Annotated in this window: 15 protein-coding genes; 6 read left to right on the forward strand and 9 right to left on the reverse strand. The window is 50.3% G+C overall.

The genetic code is table 11. The features are described 5' to 3' along the window. Positions 1-10: 10 nt before the first annotated feature. The 6 genes from phsB (at position 11) to SK36_RS06985 (ending at position 5012) form a co-directional block, all read left to right on the forward strand. A complete protein-coding gene (phsB, locus tag SK36_RS06960) occupies positions 11-589 on the forward strand; it encodes a thiosulfate reductase electron transport protein PhsB (protein WP_045444566.1) in 579 nt (192 codons plus the stop codon). Beyond that, positions 586-1353, forward strand: a complete 768-nt coding sequence (gene phsC, locus SK36_RS06965) for a thiosulfate reductase cytochrome B subunit (protein WP_048221133.1) — start codon at positions 586-588, stop codon at positions 1351-1353. The genes phsB and phsC overlap by 4 nt, the downstream gene beginning before the upstream one ends. Positions 1354-1507: 154 nt before the next feature. Then, positions 1508-2680 (forward strand): serine-type D-Ala-D-Ala carboxypeptidase DacD, encoded by a 1173-nt coding sequence (gene dacD, locus SK36_RS06970; RefSeq protein WP_045444560.1) that lies wholly within the window; start codon positions 1508-1510, stop codon positions 2678-2680. 124 nt (positions 2681-2804) lie between these two features. Next, positions 2805-3272 carry a DNA gyrase inhibitor SbmC gene (sbmC, locus tag SK36_RS06975; RefSeq protein WP_048221134.1) on the forward strand — a complete coding sequence of 156 codons (468 nt, stop codon included), beginning with the start codon at positions 2805-2807 and terminating at the stop codon, positions 3270-3272. Positions 3273-3379: 107 nt separating this feature from the next. Then, entirely contained in the window at positions 3380-4438 is a 1059-nt protein-coding gene (locus SK36_RS06980) for an FUSC family protein (RefSeq protein ID WP_045444553.1), read from the forward strand. A gap of 238 nt (positions 4439-4676) precedes the next feature. Next, the gene (locus tag SK36_RS06985) at positions 4677-5012 is read left to right on the forward strand and encodes a DUF496 family protein (protein ID WP_003834176.1); all 336 of its coding nucleotides are present in this window, start codon (positions 4677-4679) and stop codon (positions 5010-5012) included. Between the two features lie 81 nt (positions 5013-5093). Here the strand turns inward: SK36_RS06985 and SK36_RS06990 are convergent, their stop codons facing one another. The 9 genes from SK36_RS06990 to pduO form a co-directional block, all read right to left on the reverse strand. Then, entirely contained in the window at positions 5094-5960 is an 867-nt protein-coding gene (locus SK36_RS06990; protein ID WP_048221135.1) for a GHMP family kinase ATP-binding protein, read from the reverse strand. Between the two features lie 92 nt (positions 5961-6052). Next, positions 6053-7267 (reverse strand): acetate/propionate family kinase, encoded by a 1215-nt coding sequence (locus SK36_RS06995; RefSeq protein WP_045444545.1) that lies wholly within the window; start codon positions 7265-7267, stop codon positions 6053-6055. Next, positions 7252-7704: a propanediol utilization protein PduV gene (gene pduV / locus SK36_RS07000; protein WP_045444543.1), complete on the reverse strand. Its 453-nt coding sequence runs from the start codon at positions 7702-7704 to the stop codon at positions 7252-7254. Before pduV ends, SK36_RS06995 begins: the two co-directional genes overlap by 16 nt. Positions 7705-7708: 4 nt before the next feature. Beyond that, positions 7709-8059, reverse strand: coding sequence for a propanediol utilization microcompartment protein PduU (gene pduU / locus SK36_RS07005; protein ID WP_032939586.1), 351 nt, complete (start codon positions 8057-8059; stop codon positions 7709-7711). Then, positions 8059-8613, reverse strand: coding sequence for a propanediol utilization microcompartment protein PduT (gene pduT, locus SK36_RS07010; protein WP_048221136.1), 555 nt, complete (start codon positions 8611-8613; stop codon positions 8059-8061). The genes pduU and pduT overlap by 1 nt, the downstream gene beginning before the upstream one ends. A gap of 2 nt (positions 8614-8615) precedes the next feature. After that, positions 8616-9971, reverse strand: coding sequence for a cobalamin reductase PduS (pduS, locus tag SK36_RS07015; protein ID WP_048221137.1), 1356 nt, complete (start codon positions 9969-9971; stop codon positions 8616-8618). After that, on the reverse strand, positions 9968-11080 hold the full coding sequence (locus SK36_RS07020; RefSeq protein ID WP_048221138.1) for a 1-propanol dehydrogenase PduQ: 1113 nt from the start codon (positions 11078-11080) through the stop codon (positions 9968-9970). Before SK36_RS07020 ends, pduS begins: the two co-directional genes overlap by 4 nt. A gap of 10 nt (positions 11081-11090) precedes the next feature. Further along, a complete protein-coding gene (gene pduP, locus SK36_RS07025; RefSeq protein WP_045444533.1) occupies positions 11091-12476 on the reverse strand; it encodes a CoA-acylating propionaldehyde dehydrogenase PduP in 1386 nt (461 codons plus the stop codon). Next, on the reverse strand, positions 12473-13480 hold the full coding sequence (gene pduO, locus SK36_RS07030; RefSeq protein WP_048221141.1) for a two-domain cob(I)yrinic acid a,c-diamide adenosyltransferase PduO: 1008 nt from the start codon (positions 13478-13480) through the stop codon (positions 12473-12475). Before pduO ends, pduP begins: the two co-directional genes overlap by 4 nt. Positions 13481-13484 lie beyond the last annotated feature (4 nt).

Here is a 13484-nt window from a genome sequence, read left to right on the forward strand (position 1 = left end):
GGAGAACATCATGAATCATTCAACAAACCCCTATGTCATGCTGCATGACGAGAAACGCTGTATTGGCTGTCAGGCGTGTACGGTTGCCTGCAAAGTACTTAATGATGTACCCGAGGGTTACAGCCGGCTGCAGGTGCAGATCCGTTCACCGGAAAATGAGCCTCAGGTTCTGTCTCATTTTCAGTTTGTGCGAGTCTCCTGCCAGCATTGTGAAGATGCGCCTTGTGTCAGCGTCTGCCCGACCGGCGCGTCTTACCGTGATGAGAATGGCATTGTACAAGTCGACAAATCGCGTTGTATTGGCTGCGACTATTGTGTCGCCGCTTGTCCGTTCCATGTGCGCTACCTTAACCCGCAAACAGGAATCGCTGACAAATGTAACTTCTGCTCGGATACCCGCCTGGATGCCGGACAATCACCAGCATGTGTTTCTGTTTGTCCGACGGATGCGCTGAAATTTGGCCGCCGCGATGACCCGGAAATTCAGCACTGGATTAATCAAAAAGCGGTTTATCGCCAGCAGGAAAAACGAAGTGGCGAGGTGAGTCTTTATCGACGTAAAGAGATCCATCAGGAGGGGAAAGTATGAATGCTATCTGGGGAGCAGAGCTTAATTATGCGCCGGATTACTGGCCGCTGTGGCTCATTTATGCAGGTGTTATCATTCTGATGATGATTATTGGCCTGATCGCACATGCACTGTTGCGTCGGATGCTGGCACCCAAAACGGCAGGCGGAGAAGAGCATCGTGACTACCTCTATTCGTTAGCAGTCCGTCGTTGGCACTGGGGGAATGCACTGTTATTCATCCTGCTTCTGCTGAGCGGCTTATTTGGTCACTTTTCTGTCGGCCCTGTGGCCTTAATGGTGCAGGTGCATACCTGGTGTGGCTTTGCATTGCTCGCCTTCTGGGGTGGCTTTGTGCTGATAAACGCAACCAGCGGTAATGGCTGTCACTACCGTGTGAAATTTAACGGGCTGATTTCGCGCTGCTTGCTGCAAACGCGCTTTTATCTGTATGGGATCATGAAAGGCGAAGCGCATCCCTTTGCGGCTACGGCGGATAATAAATTTAACCCTCTGCAACAACTGGCATATCTGGCCATTATGTATGCGCTGGTTCCGTTATTAATCATCACCGGTTTGCTGTGTCTTTACCCGCAGGTTATCGGAGCAGGTCCGGTAATGTTAGTGCTGCATATGGCGTTAGCGATTGTTGGCATTCTGTTTATTTGTGCACATATTTACCTGTGCACATTAGGCGACACGCCGACACAAATATTTCGTAGCATGATTGATGGCTATCATCGTCATCGTAGTCATCACACAGAAGCGCAGCCACGTAAAGGGTAATTAATCTAGTACGCATCGCGCACGATGCGTACATTTAACACCCATATCACCCCGCAAGAAAATGTGCTTTATGTCACATTTTCTTGCAATTTATCCCTGTTTATTCGACTAAACTTCCGTAAAAAGAACGGCTATTTCTCCTATTCCTGAGGACATGCTGTTGAAATGCCGTTTGTTTGTTGCCGCTTCTCTGTTCGCGATGAGTTTTTCGTCCGCCTTTGCGGCGGATGTCACCAGTTTTGCTCCCCAGCCTCCAGCCATAAATGCCGGGGCGTGGGTACTTATGGATTACACCACGGGCCAAATTCTTACCGCAGGTAATGAACACCAGCAGCGCAATCCCGCCAGCCTCACCAAACTGATGACAGGTTATGTTGTTGATCGCGCAATCGACAGCCACCGCATCAGCCCGACCGATATTGTTACCGTTGGACGAGATGCCTGGGCAAAAGATAATCCGGTATTCGTGGGCTCATCATTAATGTTCCTGAAAGAAGGCGATCGTGTTTCAGTGCGTGATTTAAGCCGCGGCTTAATTGTCGATTCTGGTAATGATGCCTGTGTCGCGTTGGCTGATTACATTGCCGGTGGACAGCCACAGTTTGTCGACATGATGAACAGCTATGTGAAAAAGCTAAAGCTTCAGGACACGCATTTCGAAACGGTACACGGACTGGATGCGCCAGGTCAGCACAGTTCTGCTTACGATCTGGCCGTGCTATCCCGGGCAATCATTCATGGAGAGCCTGATTTTTACCATATGTATAGTGAGAAAAGCCTTACATGGAATGGCATCACGCAGCAGAACCGTAACGGATTGTTGTGGGATAAGACGATGAATGTCGATGGGTTGAAAACGGGGCACACGTCTGGTGCCGGATTTAATCTAATCGCATCTGCTGTTGATGGACAGCGCCGTTTGATTGCTGTTGTCATGGGCGCTGAGAGTGCGAAAGGGCGCGAAGATCAGGCGCGCAAACTGTTGCTATGGGGACAGCAAAACTTCGACACAGTGCAGATTTTGCGTAGCGGTAAGCAGGTAGGTGTTGAGCGGATTTGGTATGGCGATAAAGAAAAAATTAGCCTGGGTACTGAGCAGGATTTCTGGATGGCACTGCCGAAAACGGAAGTTCAAAACATTAAAGCAAAGTATGTGCTTGATAAGAAAGAACTGGTTGCCCCTATTGCTGCGCATCAACGCGTGGGTGAAATTGAACTCTATGACCGAGATCAGCTCGTGGCACACTGGCCGCTGATGACGCTGGAGTCAGTTGGCGAAGGCGGCATGTTTTCTCGCCTGAGCGATTATTTTCACCATAAAGTGTAATTAATTGCTTGTGGTTCTGACTGGCAAGAGTGCGAATCTGCTCACATAATGAACACTGTTTCCTTGTTGTCGTAATAAGCAATAATTATACTGTATATAAATACAGTGTAATTATGGAGGCTATATGAAGTATGAGATCAGGCAGGTAGAAAAACGCAGGATTGCCGGCTTTCACATGGTGGGGCCGTGGGAACAAACGGTAAAGCAGGGATTTGAGCAGTTAATGATGTGGGTCGATAGTAAGAATATCGCACCGCTGGAATGGATTGCCGTCTATTACGACAACCCGGACGTTGTTCCGGCAGATAAACTCCGCTGTGATACTGTAGTTTCCGTCCCTGATAGTTTCGTGATCCCACAAAACAGTGAAGGAGTGACTCTGACTGAACTGGCGGGTGGTGAATATGCAGTTGCCGTTGCACGCGTTGAGAATCATGATTTTGCGACACCGTGGTATCAGTTTTTTAATCTCCTGTTGCAGGACTCAACGTATCAGATATCGGCCAGACCTTGTTTTGAAATTTATATGAACAATGGTACGGAAGATGGTTACTGGGACATTGAAATGTATGTGCCAGTGCAGTCGAAGTAACTGTTTTTTGTGTAAATCAGGATGAAAGACCTGACCATTACAGTGATATTTTCACTGAAAAAGCAGGTACAATTCCGTTCTTTGCTATTCCCTGACGGAGTGCATGAGTGCGTGCAGATAAGTCGCTGAGTCCTTTTGAAATTCGTTTGTATCGTCATTATCGTGTTGTGCATGGTATTCGCATTGCGCTGGCGTTTCTTCTCACTTTTCTGCTGGTCCGGCTGCTGAACATCCCTGAAGGTACATGGCCTCTAATCACGCTGGTCGTGATCATGGGGCCTATTTCATTTTGGGGTAATGTGGTTCCCAGGGCTTTTGAGCGCATTGGTGGGACGATTCTGGGCTCTGTGCTGGGGCTGGTGGCTCTGCGGCTGGAACTCTTTTCACTACCGTTAATGTTGATATGGTGTGCGGTGGCGATGTTTCTCTGCGGCTGGTTGGCTCTAGGCAAAAAGCCCTATCAGGCTCTGCTGATTGGCATTACGCTTGCCGTTGTCGTGGGAGCTCCTGCTGGCGATATGAATACGGCACTCTGGCGTGGTGGTGACGTTATCCTGGGGTCGCTACTGGCGATGCTGTTTACCGGCATCTGGCCACAACGCGCTTTTATACACTGGCGTATTCAACTTGCGCATTGTGTTACAGGGTATAATCGTGTGTACCAGGCTGCTCTGTCGCCTAACCTGCTCGAACAACCCCGTCTGGAGAAACATTTACAGCAGTTGTTGAGTGACGTTGTCAAAATGCGCGGGCTCATCGTCCCTGCCAGCAAAGAAACGCATATCCAAAAGTCTATATTTGAGGCTATTCAAACTGTTAACCGTAATCTGGTTTGCATGCTCGAGTTGCAAATTAATGCGCTTTGGGCAACGCGTACCAGCCACTTTGTGATGCTGAATGCGCATACACTGCGTGAAACACAGCTCAGAACTCAACAGGCATTACTGACGATAACTCATGCTCTGTATGAAGGTAATCCGCAGCCAGTGCTTGCCAATACGGAAAAACTCAACGATACCGTAGCGGAGCTGCGTAAGCTCATTGATGAGCATAAAGGCGATAATGTCGCTGAGACTCCCATTCACGGCTATGTCTGGCTGAACATGGAAATGGCACGACAACTGGAGTTGCTCTCACATTTAATCTGTCGCGCTTTGCGCAAATAAAGAGCAGATGAGGGGATTGATTATCCTGCTGCTTCGATTCAGCAAGGATTAAGGGTATGATACTGAAAAAGGCTAAAACCATTGTTAACTGCAATGGCTTTACCCTCGATAATTCAGGTTTCAACCATGTATTGTCAATGCATATGCAACTTGAAGTATGGCGGGCATGAAAGTAATGTTGACCCACTTTAGCCGTTGTTTAAACGAATCCGAATCTCACATTATCAGGGGTGTAAAAATGGAAACTACCAAGCCTTCTTTCCAGGACGTGCTGGAATTTGTTCGTCTGTTCCGTCGTAAGAACAAACTGCAACGTGAAATCCAGGACGTTGAGAAAAAGATCCGTGACAACCAGAAACGCGTTCTGCTGCTAGACAACCTGAGTGACTACATCAAGCCGGGCATGAGCGTCGAAGCGATCCAGGGCATTATTGCCAGCATGAAAAGTGACTACGAAGATCGCGTGGATGATTACATCATCAAAAACGCTGAGATCTCAAAAGAGCGTCGCGATATTTCTAAAAAGCTGAAAGCCATGGGCGAAGTGAAAAACGGCGAAGCGAAAGCAGAGTAACGTTTTATACCCTGAACCTTCAGGTTTCAGGGAAAATTGAAGTATGACAGGTATATAATGATAAGGGCTGCGGTGCGGCCCTTATTGTAACTCGACCCCACCAGTTACCATCCTTAGCAAATGCTGTTCCGGCCAGTGCCTTGTCAGCTTCTTCTGCCCCAGCATCCATTTGATATAATCAACATCGTGACGTTTTCTGTCCAGCATCAGGCCGACAACGCTGCCGCTGTGCGCGACATTCACTCCGTATAAATCACATTCTTCTACCAGCGCCAATAGTGAGTCGAAATCGGGTTTTGGCAACAACAACTGACTGGCGATTGCGCTTAGTGTTGCCGCTTCGCCCATTCTGTAGGGGTTTTGATAAACACAGGCTTCCTGAACTTTTTCCCATGCTCGCTTAAGTGCAGGGGCGCCAGCCTGTAATCCTGACTGACGAGGAATACGATGATAGTCTGCTGTACGTAACGTTTCCGGGCTTTCGAGAACTAACAGGTCGAGTTGCGGCTGCGCTTCACAGGCAATTTGTGTGGAGGCGTCGTTATGATCGAAAAGGGTTAACTGGCGAAAAACGGTACTGTCAGTAGGCTCAAGTGAAACGCAAAGGTGCGCCAGTGTCGATTCATCCAACGGATGGCCCAGATGATGCGCCGTAGCAATTGCCGTGGCGGCAATATCCGCCGTACTGCTGGCCATACCTTTGGCGATGGGGATTGTTGAATGGATGTCTATCCGGATATCCTGGCTGACATGTGCCGGGTATTGCCAGTGCTGCAACAACCGGTCAACCATCGCCCGAGACAGGGGACGTTCATCTGTCAACGGTGAACCTGAACTAATCTCAACGGTGCTATACCATTCAACCGGGCAGGAGACCAATTTCTCACTGCCCAAAATCCAGCCCTGGATAAGTTCTCCGCATGATGCGGGACATTGCGCAACAGCCACGTCTTCACCTTTGTGATCAGCAATCCTCGGCGCATAGTGTCATGGCGATCGCGCTATTACCATGATTTGCCGCAATTTGCAGTGCGGCAATACTAGGCCGGGATGTCCAATGTCACAGTTTCTGCTATCGCTATTCGCATCACGTCCTGCGCTATCATTAGCTCTTCATTGGTGTTAATCACGGCCACTTTGACCATCGCGTTTTCTGTCTGAATGAAGGTCGCGTTACGCTGATTTTTTTCTTCATCAACGGCCAGACCTAAGAAATTCAAATTGCGACAAATGGCGGCCCTGGCACGTGCAGAGTTCTCGCCAATACCACCAGTAAATACCAGTGCATCCAGACCGCCCATTTGCATAATGTAGCTGCCAATCGTGGCCCGAATACGTTCGGCAAACAGCGTTAGCGCAAGTGCTGCCTGATGGTTTCCATTATCAGCAGCATGTTCAACGTCACGGTAATCAGGTGAAATGCCAGAAATACCCAGCAAACCTGACTCATTATTGAGTAACTGATTGAGCTGCTGCGGTGTTTTGCCTTCACGCATCGCAATCCACGGCAGAATAGACGGATCGATATCACCACTACGAGTGCCCATCATCACGCCCGATTGTGGGGTAAAGCCCATTGATGTATTAACCGACAGCCCGCCCTTGATGGCGCAGATACTGCTCCCGTTACCCAGATGACAGCACACAACGCGCAGGGCGCTGAGAGGAACACCCAGTTTTTCAGCCAGTGCGGCGCTGACATATTTATGGCTGGTGCCATGAAAACCGTAGCGACGAATTCCCAGCTCAGAGTAATACCGCCAGGGCAGGGGATAAATAAAAGAAGGCTCATCGAGTGTCTGATGGAAAGCGGTGTCAAAAACGGCAACAGCAGGCGTTTTTGGCAGCAATTGGCGAAATACAGCAATGCCGAGCGCATTAACCGGGTTATGTAACGGTGCCAGTTCTGCAAGACGCTCGATTTCTGCCAGTGTTTCCTCGGTCACTAGGGCAGAATCTTTAAAAGATTCCCCGCCGTGCGCAACGCGATGTCCCGTACCGTCAATGTCATCCAGACTGTTGATAATTTTATGGCTGAGCAGTTTTTCCAGTAACAGGGTTACCGCATCCCGATGGTCGGCAACGGGCAAAATCTCCTGCCATTTTTCTACTGGTGTTTTGATGGTGACCTGTGCGTCAGTCATGCCGATACGCTCGATCAACCCCTGACACAGCATTTCACCCTGCGGCATGGCCAGTAACTGAAACTTCAGCGAAGAGCTGCCGGCGTTAATAGCCATTATCTTGTGAGACATGAAGGTTCCTTTGCATTCAGAAAAATGAACATCTCATCCACTCCGGTATTGTTCACTGCGCTGGTGATAAAGACTTTTTGCGCTCCAGCCTGCACCAACCAGTTTTCGACGAGGGAAATACGCTGCGGATTAGCTAAATCAGCTTTGGTCACCAGACCGATAACAGGTCTGTTCATCGGGCCAGTAAAACCAGGCGAAAAAGGTGACCAGGGTGCATCAGCATTGAGTACCAGAGCGATAATGTCGGCTTCACAGGAACTGGCCAGCAGTGCGCTATACAGGCACCGGTTCTCAATATATTCACCCGGTGTGTCTATTGCTGCAGGAGACCAGACAATGGCCTGAGTTTTCTGGTAATGAAGTGCTTCACCACGCATACATTGAGTAAGTGATGTCTTACCGCACTGGCTGGGTCCAATTAGCATTATGCGTTTCATGGTGTTAAGTCCGTGTAATGGGACACGCGGTAAAACGCATCATTTCGCCCAGCGTGCGGGTAACCTGTTTTAGCGCATATTCAACCGCTGAAACATCACCTGTCAGGACGACTGCGCCGGTAAAACGGTCAAGAAAACCTATCTCAACTGCACCGGATTTGGTGGCGATGTCACAGGCAATAATTGAGGCTTCACTTGGTGTAATGGTTAAAATCCCAATAGCTGAAACCGAGTCCTGTAATCCCAGTTTCTTGAATAAATCTTTACCCGGATTGGCGATGAGATGTGCCAGAGTGACCTGTTTTCCCGGTACGTATTCCTGGATCATGCGATCCGTCGTCGGTTGCCTTTCCATTATCCCTCCACCATTTGTCGCCACATGCTTTCATGCGGACGCGGGATGACAGAGCGATAGACCAGCAGTCCTTTTTCACCTGCGCTTTCGCTGGCTACCGTCACGGCGTTATTCACATCGGAAACATCACCCGCGACCACCATGTAGCATTTGCCTCCAATGCCAAATGCCATATGTACCCGTACCAGCGTGACATTTGAGGCTTTAACTGCGCGATCGGCGGCACAGATACACGCGGCTACGCTCCAGGTTTCTACAATCCCAACCGCCTGACGTGTATCAACGCTGTTAAGACCGCTGATTGCTGGCAGAACGCTGGCATGAATATTTGGCAATACCAGACTGTCAACGAGCATATCACCTGCAAGCGATGTGCCAGTGGCGATAGCCTGTTGCACAGCGCCAACATCTCCGCCGAGCATGAGTAAAAATTTGCCCGGACAGATGGTTTTGCTGACCAGTAAATTCACATTCGCGCTTTTGAGCATGGCATCGCCGGCTTCCATCCCTTTGGCAATGCTGGTGAGTTCTAAAATACCTATAGCCTGAGACATGGTTAACCTCTAATTACCGTGATGGATTGATCAGTTATCTCGCTGACAATACCGTCAATACTGGCGTGAACAGGGGCGCCTAATGCGTCTGCTGGCACATCGGCAACACACTGGCCACGAACAACTCGTTCCCCTTTTTGCACACAAGGGATGGCGCTGGCACCAATATGTTGGCGTAGCAGCAACGTCGTTGTATCTGTTGAATAATCTGTCGGTGCTAACGGTGCGTCGTGGTACCAGTCACTTAGACCCAGTTTGGTAATGAGTCGTGTAACCGGGATGAGGCGATACTTCGCCATTTCATCAGCAGGGTTGAGTGGCCCTTCATAACGATGGTTTAGCGCACGCAGCTCACGTTTAAGCATGCGATTAATACGCATCGGTGAGATGCCTACCGGACATGCAACGCTTTCGCAGACGTTGCATTCTGAGCAGGTCAGGGCAGTGAGCAGCAATTGCGGTGTAGCGGCCTGCTGATAGTTAACCGCGCGGACCAGTAGATGAGGCGATAGTTCATGGCCGAGCAAATGTCTTGGGCACAGATCCGTACACAAACGGCACTGTTCACAAACGGTTTTTGCCACCGAAAGTACGGTACGTTCATCCTGCATTCGCCGTTGAATAAGCGCATGGGATTTTGGCAGAACCAACAGGCCGCCTGTCGTTTTGCTCACCGGCGTATCCAGGGAGGTAATCAGGCTACCCATCATGGGGCCACCGTTGATGAATCCAGGGTCATCGACGGTGGATCCGCCAGCCAGGGCCAGTACTTCACGTAAAGACATTCCGATAGGGACCGTCATGGTTACGGGCCTGGCTACAGCGCCGTTGACGGTCAGCGTACGACGCGTAACGGGATACTGTTGCTCGACGGCTCTGGCGATGTTAAGTACGGTCTGGACGTTATTGACGACTACACCGACGCTGACCGGCAATGCGGCAGGGGGGACTCGTCGTCCGGTTGCCATCCATATCGTCAGCACCTCGTCACCAGCCGGATAAACATCAGGCAAAATGTGTAACCGGATATCAGCAGGCAGGAGAGGTGTTAAGGCACTGATAGCTTTCTGATACTTTTCTTTAAGAGCAATTATGCCTGCACTGGCCCCTGTGGCTTTCATAGCATACTGCACGCCACGGACCAGTCGGGCCGCCTGCAGAGCCATTAATTGCTGATCAACTTTCAGCATTGGCTCGCACTCTGCTGCATTCACCAGAAACGTATCAACCTGAGCCTGGAGTTTGACGTGCGCAGGAAACCCTGCGCCTCCTGCTCCCACCACACCCGCAGCACGAACGCGATCGCGTATCGTTTGCGCATCATAAAGAGTGGGTTCTGCCGTCATGGCTGTATTCATAATAATTCCTCAAGCAGTTCCTGGATGGCACTGGCGTTGGCTACGCGAGGATTAGTTTGCAGCGTGACATCAGCCAGCGCGGCCTGAACCATCAACGGTATTCGCTGTGACCAGGTTTGCTTTCCGTCTTTAAGCGCGTCAATAAAAGAGGGTAACGCACACTGTTTGTTGAGCAGCTCAATATGATGAATTAGCGCATTGAGTGCCGCTGTATCGTTAGCATTATCCGGGCACAGGTGACAGGCTTTCGCAAATCGGGCGTATCGCTTTGCTGCCCGTGGATCACGAGCGTTAAACTGAATGACCGGAGTCAGTATTAGCGCATTGGCAAGGCCGTGAGGCAGATGAAACTGACCGCCTAACTGATGGGCTATCGCGTGATTAATCCCGAGTCCTGCCTGGCTAAAAGCCATTCCGGCAAGCGTCGAGGCGTTGTGCATTTTTCCTCGTGTTGCCAGACAATCGCCTTTACTGACCGCGACGGGCAGATACTGGAAGACGATTTGTGCCGCCTTTTCTGCGAGAGCATCGGTGAAGTCGCTGGCCTTCGTTGAAACATAAGCTTCCAGCGCGTGCGTCAGTACGTCCATCCCGGTATTTGCAGTGATGGCTGGCGGCACGCTGACGACCAGGGTCGGATCAAGTACCGCCATATCTGGATACAGAGCATTATTAAATAATGGATATTTAATACCTTTATCCGGATCGCTAATCACACAAGCGCTGGTCACTTCAGAACCTGTGCCGCTGGTGGTTGGAATAGCCACACAGGTTTCTATTTCGATGCCAAACTGTCGGCTGAACCAGACGATAGCTTTTGCAGCATCAAGCGCTGAGCCTCCACCAAAGCCGATAACAACATCCGGTTGCAGGGAATGCATTTGCGCAATCCCCTGAACTACCGTACCGATGGTTGGATCGGGAGTGATGTCGCTGAAAACGCTGATGCGATTATCCGCTGGCAGGGCACTCCTCAGCTTGTCAATCAGAGGTGAGCGCGCCAGAAAACTGTCGCAGATGATCCAGATATGCTTATTTGTGAAGCGCTTGAGCACTTCCAGACTTCCCTGGCCGCTGTACAATCGGGTTTGTAGTGAAAAGCTATTCATTACGGCCTCGTTAGCGGATTGAAAAACCGTTTGTCAGCACACAACGACGAGAGCGTGCGAAAGTTCGCGCAGACGTTGTTCCTTCACCGGTCGGTGTGGCGATAGTGAAGGTCGTGAAGCCCTCACCACCCACGCCAATTCCGGCGTAAGAGGGGCCATTTTTCACAAAAATAGATGTCTGAAGCGTGCGGGCGGCAAGGTTCAAACGTGAAACATTCTGTGAGTGCATAATGGCAGTGTGATGCAGTCCCTCTTCAACTTTCAGGGCTAACGTTAACGCACTGTCAAAATCATTTACCGTCACGATTGGCAGCATTGGCATCAATTGCTCGCTGGTGACCCAAGGATCGTCAGCGCTGACGATACCAATCAACAGGCGGGGTGCTTTTGCCGGAACCGGTATACCCGCAGCTTCCAGTAATGTTGCGGGACTTTTCCCTACGAGTTTCTTATTGGCTATCCCTTCAGGCAGACAGGCGGCGCGTAATTTGTCGATCTCTTCGCAGTTCAGAAGCACCGCACCAAAAGACTGCATTTGCTGAACCAGCCGTTCGGCAACAGCATCAACAACAATCAGGCTTTTCTCTGCAATGCAGGGCAGGTTGTAATCAAAGGATGCGCCGTTGATGATATCTTCCGCTGCTTTCACCAGATCGGCGGTTTCATCAACGATACATGGAGGATTACCCGCACCTGCACCAATAACTTTTTTCCCACTTTTCATGCCCATAGCAACAATGCCAGGGCCACCGGTGATCGCCAGCACTGCGATTTTAGGATGGGCCATCATCTGCTGGGTAGCTTCAAAAGTAGGTTCTGTGACCGTGACGACAAGATTCCGAATCCCGCAACAGCGAAACGCAATATCCTCAATCATGGCAATCAGCTTAAGTGAGACCATTTTAGCGCCCGGGTGCGGACTGAAATAAACGCTGTTTCCTGCGGCCAGCATACTGATGCTGTTGTTAATAATGGTTTCCGTTGGGTTGGTGCTGGGGGCGACTGAGCCAATTACGCCAAACGGGGAATATTCAAATAACACCATGCCACCGTCACCGGTCAGGGCCGTTGTCGTTAGATCTTCGATGCCTGGGGTGTTGTCCAGCGCCGCCTTGTTTTTGAGGAATTTATCCTCTTTGTTGCCCATCCCCGTTTCTGCCGCGCTCTCTGCCGCCAGCGAACCAAGATGAGGTGTCAGTTCTTCCCGTAGTGCATTAATGATGGCGCTACGGGTTTTCAGTGGGCATTGCTGATAACGCAAAAAGGCCTGATGAGCAGCATCTATCGCTTCACCGACGGACGGGAAAATACCGTTTCCTTTTATTTCTGTTTTTGCCGGTGCGAGTTGCTCACTCAGAATGTTGCGGATAAGGATTTCAAGTTCTGACGTATTCATTGATGTGTTCTCACGTTAATCGCCGCAATGGCAGTTTCTGCAATGTCCATATCCTGCTCAACGCTTCCTCCGCTGATGCCAAGACCCCCAAGTAGTAAACCTTCACGCCATAGTGCGTAGCCGCCACCAAAAGTGACGACTTTTCCCTGCATATGGCTTTCCAGACCGTAAAGTGCGGCTCCCGGTTGTACCGCAGAACTCAGTTCATGAGTGGCGGTTTTCATCGCAACGGCGGTCCAGGCTTTTTTCGGTGCAAGTTCGCTACTCACGAGCAATGCATCGGGCATGCGCCAGGTCACCGTTTGTGTCCCGTTAGGATCAACTATGCTGATAACGACAGGGACTTTGAGTTCATCTGCCCGTGTTACCGCGGCTCGAGTCAGTTGATGAAGTTCCTGGAAAGATAAAGACATTGCAGACTCATTTGTGGTTATTGTTTGGGTTGTAGCCAGATAGCGCTCAGTCACTTTCCGAATGATGTCGGCCTGATGGGCGTCATGATCTTCGGCACGAGCGAGTGCATATAAGCAGTCGGACAGGCGATTGATATACCGCATCAGCACATGTCTGATAGAGACATCTGTTGAGAGTTCGACAAGCCGTCTTTCTGCGCGGCGGGCAAGCGTACGGGCAAAGTGTAGACGGCTCGCAGATTCGCAGCGGCCCGGTAAAATAAAGCTATGCAGTGGGGGGATTCGCCCCATAGCGGTATCGATAGCGGCTTCCAGGGCCGCAATTTCTTCCGAGCTGATGTAACGCTGTTCTGGCGTCGGCTGTTCGCTTTCGCTGGCAAGTTCCGCACTAAACCAAAAGAGCTGCACTTGAATTTGTTCAAGTAAGAGTCGGTGTTGTTGGCTTTTCACTGCGCAGACGCACAGACTCAGCGCAGCATTGAGTTCATCCAACGTACCGTATGCTTCAACGCGTGGATGCGTTTTACTGACGCGCTGCCCGGTAAAGAGTGCTGTGGTACCGGCATCGCCAGTTCGGGTATAAATCGGCATAGTT

Source organism: Citrobacter sp. MGH106 (genome assembly GCF_001037495.1).
Lineage (GTDB): Bacteria > Pseudomonadota > Gammaproteobacteria > Enterobacterales > Enterobacteriaceae > Citrobacter > Citrobacter murliniae.

Excerpts from the sequence above, each read along its gene's own strand:
- phsB (WP_045444566.1), top strand. The coding sequence starts at position 11 with ATGAATCATTCAACAAACCCCTATGTCATGCTGCATGACGAGAAACGC.
- SK36_RS06985 (WP_003834176.1), top strand. The coding sequence starts at position 4,677 with ATGGAAACTACCAAGCCTTCTTTCCAGGACGTGCTGGAATTTGTTCGT.
- phsC (WP_048221133.1), top strand. The coding sequence starts at position 586 with ATGAATGCTATCTGGGGAGCAGAGCTTAATTATGCGCCGGATTACTGG.
- pduV (WP_045444543.1), bottom strand. The coding sequence starts at position 7,704 with ATGAAACGCATAATGCTAATTGGACCCAGCCAGTGCGGTAAGACATCA.
- sbmC (WP_048221134.1), top strand. The coding sequence starts at position 2,805 with ATGAAGTATGAGATCAGGCAGGTAGAAAAACGCAGGATTGCCGGCTTT.
- pduS (WP_048221137.1), bottom strand. The coding sequence starts at position 9,971 with ATGAATACAGCCATGACGGCAGAACCCACTCTTTATGATGCGCAAACG.
- pduO (WP_048221141.1), bottom strand. The coding sequence starts at position 13,480 with ATGCCGATTTATACCCGAACTGGCGATGCCGGTACCACAGCACTCTTT.
- SK36_RS06995 (WP_045444545.1), bottom strand. The coding sequence starts at position 7,267 with ATGTCTCACAAGATAATGGCTATTAACGCCGGCAGCTCTTCGCTGAAG.
- dacD (WP_045444560.1), top strand. The coding sequence starts at position 1,508 with ATGCTGTTGAAATGCCGTTTGTTTGTTGCCGCTTCTCTGTTCGCGATG.
- pduP (WP_045444533.1), bottom strand. The coding sequence starts at position 12,476 with ATGAATACGTCAGAACTTGAAATCCTTATCCGCAACATTCTGAGTGAG.
- pduT (WP_048221136.1), bottom strand. The coding sequence starts at position 8,613 with ATGTCTCAGGCTATAGGTATTTTAGAACTCACCAGCATTGCCAAAGGG.
- pduU (WP_032939586.1), bottom strand. The coding sequence starts at position 8,059 with ATGGAAAGGCAACCGACGACGGATCGCATGATCCAGGAATACGTACCG.
- SK36_RS07020 (WP_048221138.1), bottom strand. The coding sequence starts at position 11,080 with ATGAATAGCTTTTCACTACAAACCCGATTGTACAGCGGCCAGGGAAGT.